This window comes from Tabrizicola sp. (assembly GCF_016793705.1).
Classification (GTDB): Bacteria; Pseudomonadota; Alphaproteobacteria; order Rhodobacterales; family Rhodobacteraceae; genus Tabrizicola.
Map to the genome: position 1 here is coordinate 30,636 of NZ_JAEULO010000057.1, position 18,428 is coordinate 49,063.

Consider the following 18,428-nt stretch of genomic DNA (forward strand, 5'->3'; position numbering starts at 1 on the left):
ATCCCTAACGCCCGCGTACAACACTTTGAAAACATGGGTATCCAAACTTCTGTCCACTGTGGACACTCACCCCCGCTTCCCCGCAAAGAACCCCTTCAGAAGCGCCTCCGCCTCCCCCGCCCCGATCCCGTCATAGACCTCGGGAACGTGGTGGCACTGCGGGTGGCTGAAGACCCGCGCCCCGACCGCGACCCCGCCCGACTTCGGGTCCGCCGCCCCGTAGTAAAGCCGCCCCACCCGCGCCGCCGAGATCGCCGCGGCGCACATCGGGCAGGGCTCCAGCGTCACATAGAGATCGCAGCCCACCAGCCGCTCCGATCCCAGAACCCGGCAGGCCTCGCGGATCGCCAGCATCTCGGCGTGCGCCGTCGGATCGGCCAGCTCCCGCGTCCGGTTCCCGGCCCGCGCCAGCACCCGTCCGCCCGAGACGACCACCGCCCCCACCGGCACCTCGCCCCGCGCCCCCGCCGCCCGCGCCTCCTCCAGCGCGGCGGCCATGAACGACCGGAACCCTTCGCGTTGCTCTTTCATGCCCGCTTCGATACCCTGCCACCCCGGCCACGCAGGCCCGAAGGATGATGGCCATGCCCGGAAAAGAAAAGCCCCCCGCAAAGGCGACCGAAACCCCCGAAGGCGAGCGTATCGCCAAGGTCCTGTCCCGCGCCGGCATCGCCTCGCGCCGGGAAGCGGAACGGCTGATCGAACTGGGCGAGGTCAAGGTCAACGGCAAGGTCATCACCTCCCCCGCCCTGAACGTGACCGCCAAGGACAAGATCACCGTCCGGGGCGAACCGGTGGGCCAGCCCGAACCGCCCCGCCTCTGGCTTTACTACAAGCCCGAGGGGTTGGTCACGTCAGCCGCCGACGAAAAGGGCCGCGACACCGTCTTCGACCACCTGCCCGAGGATATGCCGCGGGTAATGTCCGTGGGCCGCCTCGACCTCAACTCCGAGGGCCTCCTCCTCCTTACCAACGACGGCGAACTCAAGCGGCGGCTGGAGCTGCCCTCGACCGGCTGGCTGCGGAAATACCGGGTGCGAGTGAAGGGCAACCCGACTGACCCCGATCTGGAGCCGCTGCGGAAGGGCATCACCATCGAAGGCGAGAAATTCCAGCCGATGGAGGTGAAGCTCGACCGCCACCAGGGCGCGAACGCCTGGCTGACGGTGGGTATCCGTGAGGGGAAGAACCGCGAGATCCGGCGAGCGATGAGCCATGTCGGGCTGACGGTGAACCGGCTGATCCGCACCTCCTACGGGCCGTTCCGGCTGAACGAGTTGCAGCCCGGCGAGGTGGAGGAGGTGAAGCCCCGCATCCTGCGCGACCAGTTGGGTTTGGGCAAGGAGGATGAGGGGACAGGAAAACCGAAGCCCTCGTCCAAATCGGTGGCCAAGGCCAGCGCAAAAGCTGGCCCGAAGATCGCTGCGGAAGGGGCAAAACCTGCCCGCAAGACACTCAAGCCCGGCGAAGGGCTGAAGACGCTCTCCGAGGCCTGGAAGAAGGCGGCCCGACCCCCGGCGCGCGGCGGTGAGGACCGGCCACCCGCCGACCGCCCGAAACCCGCACGTGGCACCGGCCCCCGACCGGGACCTCGCCCGAAAGGCCCGCGGCAGGGCTGACCGGAGGGGAACATTGCCGCCTATTCCCCCCGCTGGCGGCTGGCAAGGGCGCGGGGCATCGGCTAAGGTCGATCGCAAGGCAACGCGAGAGGGACCATGTCTGGAACCGGATTGAGGAACCTGTCGCTGGCCCTGCTGGTTGCCCTGGTGGCCTATGTGGCCTGGTCGGGGGGCATCTGATGGCCGAACGCTTCGGCGGACCCTATTCTCCGCAGGGTGGCCGTCCGGCTGGCGAAAGCACTGCCGCACCCCCCATGCTGATCGCCCCGAAGGCAAGGGGGCTGTGGCGGGCGACGATCCTGTTCCTCTCGGCCTTCCTGTTCCTGTTCCCTGCCTTCGGCGATGATCCCGCCGACATGCTGCTGGGTCTGGCCGCCGGGGGCTGTCTGGTCCTTTCGGCCTGGCTGACCCGCGAGGGACTGAAGGCCGAGGCCGCCTTCAACGCCCGCAGGCTGGCCCGCCGCCCTGCCCTGCCCCGCAAGGCCCTGGGCGCGGTGCTGACCGGGGCCGCGCTGGCCCTTGGTGGGGTGATCGCGGATCAGGGACTGGTTTATCCCGTGCTTTACGCGCTGGTCGGGGCCGCGCTGCATATGGGGGCGTTCGGACCGGACCCCTTGGCCGACAAGGGGGCGGAGGGGATCGACGCCTTTCAGACCGGGCGCGTGGCGCATGCCGTCGAGGAGGGCGAGAAGTACTTGGCGAGCATGCAAGACGCGATCCTGCGGGCGCGGGACCGCAGCCTGGAGCGCCGCGTCGACCAGTTCGCCGCCGCTGCCCGCAGCCTGTTCCGCACGGTCGAGGCCGATCCGGGCGACCTGACGGCGGCGCGGAAATACCTGTCGGTCTATCTGATGGGCGCCCGCGACGCGACGGTGAAGTTCGCCGACCACTATGCCCAGACCCGTGACGCCGGGGCGCGTGCCGATTACGAGGGCCTGCTGGCCGACCTGGAAACCACCTTCGCGCAGAAGACCACCGCGTTTCTCACGAACAACCGCACCGACCTGGATGTGGAGATCGCCGTCCTGCGCGACCGTCTGAAGCTTGATCATTGAACCCCAAGGGGAGTGCCCATGTCCGAGACCGTCCAAGCCAATGCCACCGCCCTTCTGACCGAGGTCGAGAAGGTCAATGCCGTGATCCTGCCGGAACCGATGGCCGAGGTCGTGGCCCTGGAAGCCGCGCCGGCCGCTCAAGCGGAGGCGATCCGCAAACGGATGGCCGAGGTCGATCTGGGCAACACCCAGTCGATCATCAGCTTCGGCTCTGCCGCCCAGGCGGAATTGCAGGTGATCAGCCAGGCGATGTTGCAGGATGTAAAGAACAAGGACGTGGGCCCGGCGGGCGACTCGCTTCGCAACATCGTCACCACGATCCGCGGCTTTGCGGTCAGCGAGCTGGACCTGCGGCGCGAGGCAAGCTGGTGGGAGCGGCTTCTGGGCCGGGCCGCGCCCTTTGCCAAGTTCGTCGCCAAGTATGAGGATGTGCAGGGCCAGATCGACAAGATCACCGGCGACCTGCTGACGCATGAGCACACGCTTCTGAAGGACATCAAGAGCCTGGACGTGCTGTATGAAAAGACGCTGACCTTCTACAACGAGCTGGCGCTCTACATCGCGGCGGGCGAAGCCAAGCTGGCCGAGGTCGATAGCAAGACCATCCCGGCGAAGGAGGCCGAGGTGGCCAAGGCGCCCGAGGCCGATCAGGTGATGAAGGCGCAGGAGCTGCGCGACTTGCGTGCCGCCCGCGACGATCTGGAACGCCGGGTGCACGACCTGCGGCTGACCCGGCAGGTGACGATGCAGTCGCTGCCCTCGATCCGGCTGGTGCAGGAAAACGACAAGTCGCTGGTCACGAAGATCAACTCGACGCTGGTCAACACCGTGCCCCTTTGGGAGACGCAGCTGGCGCAGGCGGTGACGATCCAGCGGTCGAAGGAAGCGGCCGAGGCGGTGCGCGGCGCCAACGACCTGACCAATGAGCTGCTGAAGTCCAACGCCGAGAACCTGCAACAGGCCAACAAGGTGGTGCGCGAGGAGATGGAGCGCGGGGTCTTCGACATCGAGACCGTGAAGGCCGCGAATGCCACGCTGATCGCGACGATCAACGAAAGCCTGGCCATCGCCGACGAGGGCAAGGCCAAGCGCGCGGCAGCCGAGGCGGAGCTCGTGAAGATGGAAGCCGAGTTGCGCGACACACTGGCCTCGGCCAGGGCGCGGCAAACCGCGCCAGTGACCTGAAAGGCAAGCGGGACGGGCATGGCAGCCGCAGGAACAGTCCGGTCGCTGGTGGCGCTGGCCGCCTGCCTTGTGCTTGCCGCCTGTCTGGGCACGGGCACGGTGCTGCCCCCCTCGGCACCGGTGCCCGTCGTCCCGACCGAGCCGACGGCGAAGAGTGCGGCCGCCGCGATCTATTATGCGCAGGTTCAGCAGGTGTTGCTCGCCCAAGGGATGCTGCGGACGGACGGCGGCGAGGGGATCCCGGTCAGCACCCGGACCCTGACCGACAACTTCATGCGCATCGCGCTTTACGACGAATACCGCCGCGGCTCGGGCGGGTTCGTGCGCGAGGAAACCGAAAGCCGTCTTCGTCGCTGGGAGGTTCCGGTCCGCGTCGGCATCCGCTTCGGCCCAAGCGTGCCGCCCGACCGACAGGCCACCGACCGCGCCCGGATCGGCAGTTTCGTGGCGCGGCTGGCGCAGATCACCGGGCATCCGATGGCGGTGGACGACCGCAACCCCAACTTCTTCGTCTATGTCGTGTCGGAGGACGAACGCGAGGCGCTGGGGCCGGTGGTCCATGCCGCCCTGCCCGGCCTGTCCCCGTCGGACGTCGCCGGGATCACCCAGATGCCCAGGTCGACCTACTGCCTGGTCTATGCGATGGCCGAGGGCAATTCCGGCGCCTACACCCGCGCCTTCGCGGTGATCCGGTCCGAGCACCCCGACCTCTTGCGCCTGTCCTGCCTGCACGAGGAAATGACGCAAGGCCTTGGCCTGCCGAACGATTCCCCGCGCGCGAGGCCCTCGATCTTCAACGACGACGAGGAATTCGCGTTGCTGACAGATCAGGACGAGATGCTTCTGCGCATCCTTTACAGCCGCGAGTTGCGCCCCGGCATGACGGCGGCCGAAGCGCAACCCATCGTCGAATCCCTTGCACGCCGGATGACCGGCGGCGACAGTTGAACCCAAACGGAGGGTGCCATGGTCTTCGATTTCCTCAAGGGCGAATTCATCGACGTCATTTCCTGGCTCGATGACACGCGCGACACGATGGTCTGGCGTTTCGACCGGCGCGGGCAGGCGATCAAGTATGGCGCGAAGCTGACAGTGCGCGAAGGCCAGGCGGCGGTCTTCATCCATGAGGGGCAACTTGCGGACGTGTTCAGCCCCGGTCTCTACATGCTGGAGACGAACAACATGCCGGTGCTGACCACGCTGCAGCACTGGGACCACGGCTTCCAGTCGCCGTTCAAGTCCGAGGTCTATTTCGTCAACACCACCCGGTTCAACGACCAGAAATGGGGCACCAAGAACCCGATCATGGCCCGCGACCCGGAATTCGGCCCGGTCCGCCTGCGCGCCTTCGGGACCTATTCGATGCGCGTCTCCGATCCCGGCAAGTTCATCACCGAGATCGTTGGTACCGATGGTGAGTTCACCGCGGACGAGATCAGCTTCCAGATCCGCAACATCATCGTGCAGGAAGCCTCGCAGGTGCTGGCGAAGTCCGGCATCCCGGTACTGGACATGGCGGGGAACCTCTCGGACCTGGGCAAGATCATCGCCAATGCGATTGCGCCGAAAGTGGCGGAGTACGGCCTTTCCATCCCGGAATTCTACATCGAGAACATCAGCCTGCCGGAAGAGGTGGAGAAGGCCCTGGACAAGCGCACTTCCATGGGCGTGGTGGGCGACCTGAACCGCTACATGCAGTACAATGCCGCCGAGAGCCTGTCGCAACCGGGCGGCGCCATGGGGTCCGCCATGGGGGCCGGGATGGGCATGGGCATGGGCGCGAGCATGGCTCAGAACATGGGGCCATGGGGCACGCAGCCCGGAGCTGCCGCAGCGCCTCCGCCCCCTCCGCCACCACCTGCGGGCAGGCAATGGCACCTGGCGGTGGACGGTGCAACCTCGGGGCCGTTCGGCGAGGGGGATCTGGTGAAGGCCGCCGCCGAGGGCCGCCTGACCCGCGCGACGATGGTCTGGAGTCCCGGCCAGGACGGCTGGAAGATGGCCGCCGAGACCGAGCTTGCCCGGCTTCTGGACCAGGTTCCGCCGCCCCCGCCACCGAAACCCTGAGTCATGCCGCAGGACGAATTCCGTTGGCCCTGCGCCCAGTGCGGCGCGCAACTGCGCTATGCGCCGGGCCAGACCCATCTGGTTTGCGACCATTGCGGACACGAGCAGGAGATCCCGGCCGAGGCCCCGCGCACCCGCGCGCGCGCCCTGCAAGAGCTTGATCTGGCAAAAGGATTGCGCGACGACCTGCCCAGCGGCGACATGGTCGAGGTGCGCACAAGCTCTTGCCCGAACTGCGGGGCGAAGGTGGAAATCGGGGGGGCGACCCATGCCACCGCCTGCCCGTTCTGCGACACGCCCGTGGTCCTCGACACCGGCAGCGAGCGTCATATCAAGCCGCAGGCGCTGGTACCCTTCGTCCTGTCCGAAGCCGAGGCCCGCAAGGCGATGGTGGCCTGGATGGGCAGCCTGTGGTTCGCGCCGGGAACCCTGCTGGAATACGCCCGCAAGGGTCGCGCGCTGAATGGGGTCTACGTCCCGTTCTGGACTTTCGACGCCGCGACCTCCAGCCGCTATTCGGGCGAGCGGGGCGAATATTACTATGAGACGCGGACGGTCAGCGTCCGGGTCAACGGGCGGACGGAGCAACGGCAGGAGCAGGTGCGCCGCACGCGCTGGTATTCGACATCGGGCCGGGTCGCGCGGGATTTCGATGACGTGCTTGTCATGGCCTCGCGCAGTTTGCCGACAAGGCTGGGCAACGAGCTGACGCCCTGGGACCTGAGTGCGCTGACCCCCTACAACCCTGAATTTCTTGCCGGATTCCAGGCCGAGGGTTACACGGTCAACCTTGCCGCTGGCCATGACGAGGCGCAGGACCGGATGTCGGCCGTGATCCTGCAGGACGTCCGCCACGACATCGGCGGGGACGAGCAGCGGGTTCATGACGTCGATACCGACTGGTCGGACGAGACCTTCAAGCACATCCTCTTGCCGGTCTGGATGGCGGCCTACAGATACGGCGGAAAAAGCTATCGCTTTCTGGTCAACGGCCAGACCGGCGAGGTGCAGGGCGAGCGGCCGTGGTCGGTCTGGAAGATCGCCAGTGCGGCAATTCTCGTGGTTCTTCTTGTGCTTGGCGCCATCTACCTTGCGGACCTCGAAGCCGTGGGGCTGTCAGAGCCGGACTGGATGAACTAGCGCCCGCGCTGGAAGAACAGCATCCAGCCGGCATAGACTCCGGCGGCCAGGAACAGGAGGCCCCAGAAGGGCGAGCCTATCCAGAGAAACTCGGCCAGGCCCCAGCCGATCGGCAGCAGCGCGGTCACCCAGCGCACCCAGGCGTGGCGGAAAAACGGGTCGTTCGGATCGAGAAACTTCATGCCTTCGGCCCCCGTTCGTGGCATCCTGCCCGCAAAGAGGGAGGCCCACATGCCCAAGATTGTCAAGGATTTCCAAGGACAAACCGTCATTACTACCTTCGAGACCACCCCCGCCATGGCGTTTGACCTGGTCGAGGCGCTGGAAGATGCCTACCGCGACTGCATCAGCCGCCAGCCGGGCTTCGTCGCGGCGGGGCTGCACATGAATGACGCCAGGACGCGGGTGTGCAACTACTCGCAGTGGAAGCGGCGCGAAGACTATCAGGCGATGCTGCGGACGCCCGAGATGCGGGAGCGGAACCGGCGCATCAACGAGCTGTGCCGGGGGTTCGAGCCGGTGATGTACGAGGTGCTGGGGGTGTTCTGACGGCGGGCAATCGCAGGACGCGCGGTCGCGCCGCTCGGGATTTTCGCATGAAGCGGGACCTTGCGCGCTTTGGACGCTATGACTGAAGCGCGTTGCGACCCGATGACCCCGCCCCTCCCGGACCGCAGTTCTGCGGCAAGAGCCAGGGGCCGGAGGACGGCACCCGGTCCAGGATGACCGCGCATCCATAGGCCCGTTCCAGCAAGGGCTCGGTCATCACATCCTCTGGCGGGCCGAGAGCGGCAAGCTGGCCATCGACCAGGAACGCCATGCGCTCCGCGAACATCGCCGAGAGGTTCAGGTCGTGCATGATCGCCAGCACGCCCCCCCCCGCATCGGCGAAACTGCGGGCCAGTTGCATCACCTTCAGCTGGTGGCCGAGGTCGAGGCTGGCGACGGGTTCGTCCAGCATCAGCCAGCGCGGGCCATCTGGGCCGACCGGCTCCCACACTTGCGCAAGCGCGCGGGCGAGATGGCCGCGCTGGCGTTCGCCGCCGGAGAGGGTGCGGAAGTCATCGCCCTCGCGGCCCTGGAGGCCCACGGCGGAAAGGGCAAGGTGGTCGACCTCGGGGCGGGCGGCGAAATCCCCGGCCTCGCGGCCCATGGCAACGACCTCGGCCAGCGTGAAGGAAAAGGCGACGTCGGTATCCTGCGGCAGAACGGCGCGCTGCCGGGCAAGGGCTTGCGGGCGTCCCCCGCCGATCTCGTGGCCGTTCAGGCTGAGGGTGCCCCGCGCCGGGACTTCCTCGAGCACGGCTTTCAGCAGCGTGCTTTTTCCCGCGCCGTTCGCACCGCAGATCGCCAGCAACTCGCCCGGACGCGCGCTGAGCGTCACGTTCTCCAGCACGGTGCGCCGTCCGAGACGGACGGAGAGGTTGCGGATCACCAGCATCCTAGCGCCCGCGCAAAAGGCTGTTGTGCAGAAGCATCCACAGGAAGACCGGCGCACCAAAGAGCGCGGTCAGGATGCCGATGGGCAGTTCCGCCGGGGCGACGATGGTGCGCGAGACGACATCGGCGAGGACAAGGAGACCCGCGCCGAGAAGTGCTGCATGGGGGATCAGGCGGCGGTGGTCCGGCCCCTGCGCCTGGCGGAGGAGATGCGGAACGACGAGGCCGACGAAGCCGATGCCGCCCGACACCGCCACGGCGGCCCCGGTTCCGGCAGCGGCGCAAAGGATGGCGAGACGCTTCAGGCGCTGCACATCGACGCCCATATGGGCGGCCTGTGCCTCGCCCAGCGCCAGCGCATTCAGCCCGCGCGCAAGGCGCGGGGCGACGGCCAGCGTGACCCCGATCAGCGGCAGGGTGACGGCAAGCTTGGTCCAGGTGGCCCCGGCCAGCGAGCCCATGCTCCAGAAGGTCAGGTCGCGCAGCTGGCGGTCGTCGGCGACATAGGTCAGCACCCCGGTCGCGGCCCCGGCAAGGGCGGACAGCGCGATCCCGGCCAAGAGCATCAGCGCGACATCGGTCCGCTTGCCGCTGGTGGCGATGCGGTAGAGGAGAAGGGTGGCGATCCAGCCGCCGAAGCCCGCCGCAAGCGAGACCAGCGAGGGACCGAGGCCACTGGCGATCCCGATGGGAAGCAGGCCGCCGAGGACGATGGCCAGGACCGCTCCTAGCCCCGCGCCCGCACTGACGCCAACAATGCCGGGATCGGCCAGCGGGTTGCGGAAGAGGCCTTGCAGCAGAGTGCCGCAGACCGCCAGCGCCGCGCCGACCGCAAGGCCAAGCGCGAGACGCGGCAGGCGGATGTCGTAAAGCACCACCTGGTCGCGAGGGGAAAGGCCTTCGCCAAGGAACGCTGCAAGGAGGTCGGTGAGCCCGAGGCCCGCCGCGCCGCTGGTCAGCGAGATGAGCGAGGCGGCGAAGACGAAGAGGGTCAGCACCAGGCTGACCATCGCCCGGCTGGGGCGGCGGTCGGGGACAAGGGGGCGGGTGAGCGAGAGCATGACCTAGCCTTGGCTGCCATAGAGCGCGGCATGGAGCGCGTCGGCGGCTTCCGGCGTGCGGGGGCCGAAGCCCAGAAGCAGCATCCCGTCCATGCGGATGATCGTGCCGGTCTGGGCCGCCGGGGTCTGCGAGAGAGCAGGTTGCGACAGGATGTCGGCGTCGGCGATGGAGAGATCGCCCTCACGGTCCATCATCAGGATCGCGTCGGGTTTGGCGGCGAGGACGGCCTCGTCGGTCATCGGCTTGTAGCCCTGGAACCCGGTCGCGGCGTTGACGCCCCCGGCGAGGCGGATGATGCCTTCGGCCTCGGTCCCCTCGCCCCCGGCCATCACCCCGCCGCCCTGGAGCGAGAGGATGAAGAGAACGCGCTTCGGCGTTTCGATGGTGGCGGCGCGGGCCTCGGTGGCCGCAAGCTTCGTTTCGACCTCGGCGGAGAGCGCCTTGCCTTCGGCGGGCAGGTCGAGTGCAGCGGCGACGGCCTCGATCTTGGCGGCGATCCCGGCGGGGTCGGTGGCCTCGGGGACGAGGATGAAGGGGATGCCGGCGGCCTTCAGCACCTCCACCGCCTCGGGCGGGCCTGCGTCGCCTTCGGCGATGATCAGCGCCGGGTCAAGCGCCAGCACGTTCTCGGGCGACAGGGCGCGGATATAGCCGACATCGGGCAGCGCCTGCACGCTCTCCGGCCCGGTCGAGGTGGTGTCGCGGGCGATCAACCGGTCTTCCGCACCCAAGGCAACGGCGATCTCGGTGACGGAACCGCCGAGAGTGATGACCCTGCTCGCGTCCTGCGCGGTGGCGGCGGAGACGAAGCAGAGGGTGACGGCAAGGGCGCGGATCATGCCAGCGCCTCTTCCAGCCGGGGCAGCGCGCGGACCAGCGCGTTCCAGGGCTCGGCGGGGGTGTCCTTGCGGTAGCCGAAGATCTGCAGGATCAGCTCGCCATCCGCCGCGAAACCCTCGACGCTGAACACGTCGCCGGTGCGGGTGGGCTTCCAGACGGCGTAGACCTCGGCCAGATGGTCGGCGCGCAGGTGCAGGTTGAAGCGGGGATCCATGACGTTGATCCAAGGGCCCATCGGGACGATCTTCTCAATGGCGCCGCCGTGGATCTGGATGCAGCCAAGGTTGCCGACGAAGATCATCACCGCGATCTTCGCCTCGGCGGCGCGGGTGAGGGTATGGGTCACGGCCTCGGGCTGGAGCCGTTCGGCATAGGGTGAACCCGCGACGCGATAGGAGCCGAGGCGATTCATCCCCTGGTCCTTGGTCATGCCGATGAACTGGTGGGTGTCGGTCATCCGGTCCCAGGCGGTGCGGAGCGCGGAGGCGCCGGCGCTGTCGCCCTTGGCCGGGTCTACCGGGCGGCGCGGGGACAGGTCCAGCGCGGCGGCTTGGTCGGCCAGGCGCATGTTGGCGATCAGGTCGGGCCAGAGCGCATGGTTCGACTTCGGCTTCAAGTGGATCTTGTGGACCGCGTCGCCCGCCGCGTCGAAGACCTGAAGGCTGCGCTTCGGCCCCTCTTCGCCCGGCTCCTCGACCGCGAAGGCATGGACCCAGTGCTTGCCGAAGATGCGCAGGTCGATCTCGGGGCCAAGGATCATCGCGGCGAAGGCGCCGGTGCGGTAGTCGAGGTAGCTGCCCACCCGTTCATGCACGCAGGATTCGTTGCGGGTCAGCGCCATGACCTCGCCCAGGCGCACCGCCCAGGGCATCAGCCGGTCGGGATCGGCCACGATGGCAGTGGCGGTCTGACCGACGAAGGCGGCGACGAGGTCGGCCTCGGTGATGCCGTGCTGGGCGGCGAAATCGCGGGCGCGGGCTTTGGGGTTTTCGGTGCGCAAAGCGCGAATCTGATCGGGGCCGGGCTTGGCCATGGGCATCCATCCTGTCGGTTCGGGGACGCGCATCTCTGGCGGGAAGCTGGGGCGCGGGGCATCTCTCCGGACGCACGAAATCGCGCGGCGGATACTTGACAAAAACACTCTGCGATCTTTAGAAGCCAATTCCTGACAGATCAAGTCAGAATCTTCTGCCGCCAGCCCGCCGGACCCGGCATGGCCAGCCCTTCAGCAGACAAAACCCGAAGGGACACCATGTCGATCCGCTGCTTGCTCGGCCCCCGCGCCTGCCTTCTGACCACCGCCACCGCCCTTGCCCTGTGCGCCGCCCCGGCTGTCGCGCAGGAGGCAGACGAGACCGTATTCCAGATGCTGGGGCGGATCATCTTTGGCACCGGTACCGCAAAGGTCGCCATCGACACCCCCCAGGCCGTGACGGCGCTGGAACAGGAGGACCTCGACCGCAAGCAGGCCGGCAACATCGGCGAGATGCTGAAAGGCGTGCCAGGGGTGCAGGCGGCAGGCGCCTCGGCCCGGCCGATGGGGATGGCGTTCAACATCCGCGGCATCGGCAACAGCGAGCAGACCGCCTCGGAAGAGCGGATCAAGGTCGTCGTGGACGGCGCACCGAAGTTCTTCGAGCAATACCGGATGGGCAGCTTCTTCGGCGATCTGGAACTGTTCAAGCGGGTGGAAATCCTGCGCGGCCCGGCCTCATCGACGTTGTATGGCTCGGGCACCATCGGCGGCGCGGTGGTCTTCACCACCAAGGACGCAGCGGACTACCTGGGCGAGGGCGAGACCAGCGCCCTGCGGTTCAAGCTGGGTTATGAAAGCAATGGCGATGTGGTGAAACCCGGCGTGATCTACGCCCATCGCGCGGGCAATGCCGATTTCCTGCTGGCGCTGAATTCCAGCCATGGCGGAGAAAAGAAGGACGGAGCTGGTGACGTTCTGGCGGGCACCGAGCATGACTCGATTTCGGGCCTGGCCAAAGGCACGTTGACCTTCGGCAACGATGGCGACCAGAGCCTGACGCTGGCGATCTCGCGCACGGACACCGACCTTGACCAGGCAGCGGTGGCGCAGTCCGGCGGAGCCACGAACATCCCGGTCTTCGGCTTTGCCGACATCCATGCCGTCGACGACACCGCGACGCTGACCTGGCGGAACCGTTTTTCCGCAAATGACCTTCTCGACCTGACGGTGCAGCTGTCCTACACCGACACCAATGTCGAGAAGAGCAACTTCTCGAACGGAGCCTTCTGTTCGCCCGGCACCTTCCAGGTGCTGTGCGAGGGCGAGTTCGGCTATGCCACCACAACGCTGAAGGTCGAGAACACCGCCGATCTTTCGAGCGGCGACTGGGACAACTTCCTGACCTTCGGCGTCCAGCTTTCGGAACAGAAGCGGAGCGCGACCTCCTCGCTCGGAGCGCTGGCCTTCCACCCGGAGGGCACCGACCGCAAGCTTGGCGTCTATGCCCAGGGCGAGTTCGTCTGGAACGACCGGCTGACGCTGATCCCCGGCCTGCGGGTGGACTTCGGCGACCGGACGCCCTCGACGGCCACCATCGCCGCAGGCGGCGCGGCGGCTTCGGACGAGGCGATCTCGCCCAAGCTGTCGGCGCTTTACAAGCTGAACGACAACTGGGGTGTCTTCGGCACCATCGCCCGCACCGAGCGGATGCCGACGCTGGACGAGCTGTATTCGACCGATGGCGGGCGCCTGCCCAGTCTGAACCTCGAGAAGGAATCGGCGGATTCCTTTGAACTGGGCGTAACCTATCAACGCGAGGGCTTGTTCGCAGAAGATGACACGCTGCAACTGAAGGCGACCGCCTTCCACAGCGACCTGTCCAACCTGATCGTGACCAACAGTGCCACGGGGGCGGTGCCACGCTATCTGAACGTTCGCTCGGCGGAAATCTGGGGCGGAGAGCTGGAAGCGAGCTATGACGCTGAACGCTGGTTCGCGAGCCTCGGCTACAGCAACGTGAAGTCGGCGTACCGCGACATGCCGAACCCGGCGGCGAACGGGCTGACCGTTGCGGATACCCCGGCCGAGAACGTGTCCCTGACCGTGGGAACCAAATTCCCCGACCGCGGCCTGATCGTTGGCTGGACGGCGTACTACTATGACGCGATCACCACCAATTCGGTGGCGACCACTGCGGCCGGTACGATCACGGCGACCCACACCCCCCACTACGACACCCACGATCTCTTCGTGACCTGGAAGCCGGAAACCGGCGCGCTGCCCGGGATGGACGTGACCTTGACCGTCGAGAACGCCTTCGACGCGGACTACAAGAACAACCTTTCGCTCGACCGGGCGCAGGGGATGAATGCGAAACTCACAATCGGCAAGAACTTCACATGGTAAGACATTTCGTCTCGGCTCTCTTTTTCCTCTTGGCCGGGACGGCCATGGCACAGGAGGGCGCAAGCCGTCCTGCTGTCACCACTGAGGCCCCCGTTCTGGGTGACGGGGGCACGGCGACCGAGGCTGCCCCGGTGCTGCCCGAAGCCACCGAGCCTGCTGCCCTAGCTCCCCCCGCAGCAGAGGCGGCTCCGGTCGCCGACCCAGAGGATCTGTCGGTCGCCGAACCGGAGGTCGATACCGATCTGGTCAACCTCGTCCTGAAGGCACATCCGGTGGTGCAGGCGGTGATGGGGCTCTTGACGCTGGCAGTCGCGGCGGTGCTGACGGTGTTCCTGTTCAAGATCGTCGAATTCGCCCTGGCCTTCGCCAGGCTGCGGCGCGCGCGCGCGGCGCTGGCCGCCGATACCGGATTGGTCGCGCTGGCCGGGCAATGCCCGCTGGCCTTGTCGTCTCAAGCGGCTTGCGACGAGGTGGACGGGCTGTCACCGGGGCTGACGGCGGATCTGCGCGCCTCGTCCAGCGCCCGACTGGAACTGGCGCTGGACCGGATCGAAGCGGGGGCGGTGATGCGGCTGCGCTCAGGGACGGGGCTTCTCGCCTCGATCGGCGCAGTCGGGCCCTTCGTCGGGCTGTTCGGGACGGTGTTCGGGATCATGAACAGCTTCCTCGCCATCGCCGCGACCAAAACCACCAGCCTTGCCGTTGTGGCCCCGGGGATCGCCGAGGCGCTGCTGGCCACCGGGATTGGCCTGGTCGCGGCGGTTCCGGCGGTGCTGCTCTACAACGCGGTGATGCGCCGGATCGGGGCCTACCGTCACACGCTGGCGGACGGACGGGCGGAGCTGCTCGCGCGGTTCAGCCGCGAGATGGACCGGCGGATGGGAGTGTGAACGATGGCGCTGCGGCTGGATGAGGGCGACACGGAACTGAGCGAGATCAACGTCACGCCGTTCATTGACGTGATCTTGGTCCTCTTGATCGTGTTCATGGTCGCGGCCCCCCTGTCGACCGTCGATGTGCCGGTCGACCTGCCCGGCTCCTCGGCCCCGGTAAGCCAGCGCCCGGAAGAGCCCCTGTGGCTGACGCTGACCGTCGACCTCGATCTGATGCTGGACGACAGCGCGGTGGCGCGCGAGGCGCTCGGCGCCGCGCTGGATGCGAAGACCGGCGGCAAGCGCGACACGCCGGTCTTCCTGCGCGCGGACCGCAAGGTCGACTACGGTGCACTGATGCAGGCGCTGAACCGGCTGCGGGACGCGGGCTACCTGAAGGTTGCTCTGGTGGGCCTGGAGGATGCGCCGTGACCGCCCGCGGCCCCGACACCCGCACTGTGGGATGGGTTCTGGCCGGGGCGGCCGCGGCGGCACTGTTGTGCGGCGCCGCGGCGATGGCGCTGGCCGCCGAACGGCAGGTACCGGTCCTGTTCCTCGACCTTGGCGCCTTGCCTCCGGCGGCCCCCGCCGTCGCCGCCGTGGCGGAAGCCGCACCACAGGTGGTGGACGAGGCACCCGTCGCCCCGGACGAGCCTGCCCCGACCGAAGCCGTGCCCGACCTGCCCGAGGCCGATGTAGCGCCGGAACTGGCGGTGGCCTCGCCCGTTGCCCTGCCCGTCCCGGAAGTGCCGGTAGAGGCAGACCTCGCTTTGCCGCCGCCGCCGGAGAAGCCCCATCCCAAGGTCGAGGCGAAGCCGGTCGAGAAACCGAAGCCCAAGCCGGAACCGGAAAAGAAGAAGGTGAAGGAGAAGGCGGCGGAGAAGCCGAAGGAAACCGAGGCGGAAGCGAAGCCGAAGGAGACCAAGAAGGAAAAGGCGGCTTCCGCGGCCTCGGCCAGCGCTGCGACGTCGGGGGCAAAGGAGAAGAAGGGCGGGGCGGTGTCTCCGGCGGCCTATGGCAAGTCGGTGATGAAGAAGATCCGCTCGACCAAGAAGAAATCGGCCGGCCAGAAGGGGATTGTCGAAATTTCCTTTACCATCGCAGCCGACGGCAGTCTGGCGGGAGCCAAGGTATCGAAAAGCTCGGGCAATCCGGAATTGGACAAGATCGCTCTGGACCATATCCGCCGCGCCGCGCCTTTCCCGGCCCCGCCCGAGGGTGCAGATCGAACCTATTCCACCGAATTCGTCGGCAAGTGAGCCGCGCCGAGACCGGAGGTGACGCTCCCGCTGCGCCCTCCGCATCCTGCGACCGGGGTGCCCTGGGAAAAAACCTTTGCGCAATCCGGCCTTCTGACTGGGCCGCGGCTCCCTTGGTGGAGCGAAGCAATCCCGGCGCAACCCGGCCGCACTCCACCGCGAAGGCAGAACGGTCCGTTGCGCGATTTCAGGTATTTAAGTGGTGCACCTTACCGTAGAAAGCTCGAACCGAGTCTTCTCCACTTTTATCGCATGGGAGCCAGTCCTTCGCGCGATACTAGAGCCCACCGAACACAAGACTAGCGACTAAGGTATCATCTCGGACCGCGACCAAGGCCCTGTATCCCTACAGGGCCTTTCCTATTTTCATCGTTCGCCAGAAAGCGCGAGGGAGTAGAGCAGTGGATTCTACATCCACGTGTCCCTTTTTGAGTACGACCCACGCAAGCACTCAGGCCAATTGAATCAATAGGTTGACCCAACAGCAGAGCAGCGGATTCCACATCCTATTGTCTGAGAATGACAGCAGCGGACTGCGTAAACTGATGAAAGACGCACGGGGAAGGTGGGTGAATGACGCCTACGAACTTGACACTCTTCAGCAGCGAACATTAGGGGGAATTGGCCGCGTGCTAAGAACCAAAGGCGGACGAGGGCCAACGCGAACGGATCTAGGTCTGCCGTCACGACGCCAGAAGGCCAAACTAGATTTCATTACTCGAAGCGCGTCGCCAAGCTTAAGCTGTGGTGCCTTACATCGATCTGACGGTAAATGCGAGGCATGAAGGCCTCAAACCATCAAGTGGCCGAGTACTCATGGTCCCAACAGATGAAGGTCGTGGCCAACTACGCACAGTACACGTCCAGTAAACGCTATGCCCGGAATAGCGAGCATCGAGAATCCCACTGCATAGAGTACTAGGACCGCGTAAACTGCAGCACGAAGGGTATGCCTGTCCTGAACACTATAAAAGCTTCGCAAGACATCGATTTTGATTTGGTTGTCGTCCTTCTTAAGCGCATCGGAGGCTGTCTTAAGACTACTCGCTCTGTCTAACCAAGGTGCTCGTTGGATGAAAGTCGGCGCGATCTGTGGCCTGCGTGACTGTATCGTCGCGTACATTGAGCTTAGATTGCGGGCGGATACGTTATCGATTGAACCGACTACGTACTCATTTATGTCGCGCGCACTCTTCACGATGCTCGGCGCACACACCTTGTACAGAAGGGTGCCAACGCCAAGAAGCAAGAGGCCAAGGTAGACTAGGTTGAGACGCATAGAGAAGCTAATCCATGGCATACACAAGCCGGGCTTCGCCTGCCTTTCGAGCAACCCCCCTAAACCACCCAGATAATTTTCGATCTGTGCGTGGTAGAGAATAATGTAACCGACGAACGGCATGCTCATCGTGATCGCGGCAGGTACGCTCTGGCCAAAGCCCCTCAAGAGATGCCAGTTCAGTCTCCTGAAGCGCCAAGCTTCTGGCTGCCAGCTACTCTCGCCACCTGACGAATTCTCAGTCACTGGACCTCACTAAGCGTTAGAGATGCGCAACGTTCGGTTTTCATGGGTATAAAAATCGCCAACAGTTATCTCAGGAACGTCAAGCTCAGGTGCAATCATCGATGTAGCAATGATCATCTGGTTCGTAGGGTCAGGACTCGTTCTCGCATCATAACCAGAACATGACCGTTGCGGCGAGGGCGACAGCGGAGAGGAAGACCTTCGGGCATCTGTCGTAGCGTGTTGCGATCCGCCGCCAGTCCTTGAGCCGCCCGAACATGATCTCGATCCGGTTTCGGCGTTTGTAGCGGCGCTTGTCATGCTTGATGGGCTTGCCGCGCGACTTGCGGCCCGGGATGCATGGCTTTATCCCCTTGTCTTTCAACGCATCTCGGAGCCAGTCGGCGTCATAACCGCGGTCGGCCAGCAACCACTCCGCCTTTGGCAAGCTGCCCAGCAGGGCTGCCGCACCTGTGTAGTCGCTGACCTGGCCTGCGGTCATGAAGAAGCGGAGCGGGCGTCCATCGGCGTCGGTGACGGCATGCAGCTTGGTGTTCATGCCGCCCTTTGTGCGGCCGATCAGGCGGCCCCTCTGGTCGTCTGGCCCCCCTTTTTCGACCGCAGGCTGGTCGCCGTGCGGTGCGCCTTCAGGTAGGTCGCGTCGATCATCACCGTCTTCGGAACGGCGGCCTCGGCAGCCAGACCATCCATCATCCGGGCGAAGACCCCTTTGTCGCTCCATCGTTTCCAACGGTTGTAGAGGGTCTTGGGCGGACCATACTCCCGTGGCGCATCGCACCACCGCAAGCCATTGCGATTGATGAAGATTATGCCGCTCAACACCCGCCGATCATCGACGCGGGGCTTGCCATGGCTCTTGGGAAAGAAGGGTTGCAGCCGCGCCATCTGCGCTTCGGTCAGCCAGAAAAGGTTGCTCATCGGTCAGTCTCCTCGCAGAGCCTGAATCACGCCGAAAGTGGAAGATCAATGGGTCCTGACCCTA

General features: G+C 66.0%; 18 protein-coding genes. 11 read left to right on the plus strand and 7 right to left on the minus strand.

The window, feature by feature from the left end; all coding sequences use genetic code 11:
• Window positions 1–66 precede the first annotated feature (66 nt).
• Window positions 67–531 (minus strand): nucleoside deaminase, encoded by a 465-nt coding sequence (locus tag JNJ68_RS15330; RefSeq protein WP_294983398.1) that lies wholly within the window; start codon window positions 529–531, stop codon window positions 67–69.
• Window positions 532–584: 53 nt separating this feature from the next.
• Here JNJ68_RS15330 and JNJ68_RS15335 point away from each other — a divergent pair, with 53 nt between their 5' ends.
• From JNJ68_RS15335 to JNJ68_RS15360, 6 genes are all read left to right on the plus strand, one after another.
• Complete coding sequence (locus JNJ68_RS15335; RefSeq protein WP_294983400.1) at window positions 585–1,619, plus strand: pseudouridine synthase; 1,035 nt, start codon at window positions 585–587, stop codon at window positions 1,617–1,619.
• A gap of 179 nt (window positions 1,620–1,798) precedes the next feature.
• A complete protein-coding gene (locus JNJ68_RS15340) occupies window positions 1,799–2,674 on the plus strand; it encodes a 5-bromo-4-chloroindolyl phosphate hydrolysis family protein (RefSeq protein WP_294983401.1) in 876 nt (291 codons plus the stop codon).
• A gap of 18 nt (window positions 2,675–2,692) precedes the next feature.
• Window positions 2,693–3,859: a toxic anion resistance protein gene (locus JNJ68_RS15345; RefSeq protein WP_294983402.1), complete on the plus strand. Its 1,167-nt coding sequence runs from the start codon at window positions 2,693–2,695 to the stop codon at window positions 3,857–3,859.
• An 18-nt stretch (window positions 3,860–3,877) separates the two neighbouring features.
• The gene (locus JNJ68_RS15350; protein WP_294983404.1) at window positions 3,878–4,807 is read left to right on the plus strand and encodes a DUF2927 domain-containing protein; all 930 of its coding nucleotides are present in this window, start codon (window positions 3,878–3,880) and stop codon (window positions 4,805–4,807) included.
• 18 nt (window positions 4,808–4,825) lie between these two features.
• The gene (locus JNJ68_RS15355; protein ID WP_294983406.1) at window positions 4,826–5,926 is read left to right on the plus strand and encodes an SPFH domain-containing protein; all 1,101 of its coding nucleotides are present in this window, start codon (window positions 4,826–4,828) and stop codon (window positions 5,924–5,926) included.
• A gap of 3 nt (window positions 5,927–5,929) precedes the next feature.
• Complete coding sequence (locus JNJ68_RS15360; RefSeq protein WP_294983408.1) at window positions 5,930–7,066, plus strand: primosomal protein N' (replication factor Y) - superfamily II helicase; 1,137 nt, start codon at window positions 5,930–5,932, stop codon at window positions 7,064–7,066.
• Here the strand turns inward: JNJ68_RS15360 and JNJ68_RS15365 are convergent.
• Window positions 7,063–7,248: a hypothetical protein gene (locus tag JNJ68_RS15365; RefSeq protein ID WP_294983410.1), complete on the minus strand. Its 186-nt coding sequence runs from the start codon at window positions 7,246–7,248 to the stop codon at window positions 7,063–7,065. The two genes, JNJ68_RS15360 and JNJ68_RS15365, sit on opposite strands and share 4 nt — an antisense overlap.
• Window positions 7,249–7,297: 49 nt before the next feature.
• On the opposite strand from JNJ68_RS15365, the gene JNJ68_RS15370 reads away from it, so the two are divergent.
• Entirely contained in the window at window positions 7,298–7,615 is a 318-nt protein-coding gene (locus JNJ68_RS15370) for an antibiotic biosynthesis monooxygenase (protein ID WP_294983412.1), read from the plus strand.
• A gap of 76 nt (window positions 7,616–7,691) precedes the next feature.
• Here JNJ68_RS15370 and JNJ68_RS15375 read toward each other — a convergent pair whose 3' ends face one another.
• From JNJ68_RS15375 to JNJ68_RS15390, 4 genes are read right to left on the minus strand one after another with little or no spacing between them, the layout of a single operon-like run.
• Window positions 7,692–8,507 (minus strand): heme ABC transporter ATP-binding protein, encoded by an 816-nt coding sequence (locus tag JNJ68_RS15375; RefSeq protein ID WP_294983413.1) that lies wholly within the window; start codon window positions 8,505–8,507, stop codon window positions 7,692–7,694.
• 1 nt (window position 8,508) lies between these two features.
• Window positions 8,509–9,516 carry an iron ABC transporter permease gene (locus JNJ68_RS15380; RefSeq protein WP_294983429.1) on the minus strand — a complete coding sequence of 336 codons (1,008 nt, stop codon included), beginning with the start codon at window positions 9,514–9,516 and terminating at the stop codon, window positions 8,509–8,511.
• A 54-nt stretch (window positions 9,517–9,570) separates the two neighbouring features.
• Complete coding sequence (locus tag JNJ68_RS15385) at window positions 9,571–10,407, minus strand: ABC transporter substrate-binding protein (protein WP_294983415.1); 837 nt, start codon at window positions 10,405–10,407, stop codon at window positions 9,571–9,573.
• A complete protein-coding gene (locus tag JNJ68_RS15390; protein ID WP_363166036.1) occupies window positions 10,404–11,441 on the minus strand; it encodes a ChuX/HutX family heme-like substrate-binding protein in 1,038 nt (345 codons plus the stop codon). The genes JNJ68_RS15385 and JNJ68_RS15390 overlap by 4 nt, the downstream gene beginning before the upstream one ends.
• A gap of 219 nt (window positions 11,442–11,660) precedes the next feature.
• On the opposite strand from JNJ68_RS15390, the gene JNJ68_RS15395 reads away from it, so the two are divergent.
• The 4 genes from JNJ68_RS15395 to JNJ68_RS15410 are packed head-to-tail and all read left to right on the plus strand — an operon-like array spanning window position 11,661 to window position 15,921.
• Entirely contained in the window at window positions 11,661–13,790 is a 2,130-nt protein-coding gene (locus JNJ68_RS15395) for a TonB-dependent receptor (RefSeq protein WP_294983419.1), read from the plus strand.
• Entirely contained in the window at window positions 13,784–14,680 is an 897-nt protein-coding gene (locus tag JNJ68_RS15400) for a MotA/TolQ/ExbB proton channel family protein (RefSeq protein ID WP_294983421.1), read from the plus strand. The genes JNJ68_RS15395 and JNJ68_RS15400 overlap by 7 nt, the downstream gene beginning before the upstream one ends.
• A 3-nt stretch (window positions 14,681–14,683) precedes the next feature.
• On the plus strand, window positions 14,684–15,094 hold the full coding sequence (gene exbD, locus JNJ68_RS15405; RefSeq protein WP_294983422.1) for a TonB system transport protein ExbD: 411 nt from the start codon (window positions 14,684–14,686) through the stop codon (window positions 15,092–15,094).
• Window positions 15,091–15,921, plus strand: a complete 831-nt coding sequence (locus tag JNJ68_RS15410; RefSeq protein WP_294983424.1) for an energy transducer TonB — start codon at window positions 15,091–15,093, stop codon at window positions 15,919–15,921. Before exbD ends, JNJ68_RS15410 begins: the two co-directional genes overlap by 4 nt.
• A 1,673-nt stretch (window positions 15,922–17,594) precedes the next feature.
• Here the strand turns inward: JNJ68_RS15410 and JNJ68_RS15415 are convergent.
• Window positions 17,595–18,364 (minus strand): IS5 family transposase gene (locus JNJ68_RS15415; protein WP_294983425.1). Its coding sequence is split into 2 segments (ribosomal slippage): window positions 17,595–18,028 and window positions 18,028–18,364, totalling 771 coding nucleotides; the frame shifts between segments, so codons are not numbered across the junction.
• Between the last annotated feature and the right edge of the window lie 64 nt (window positions 18,365–18,428).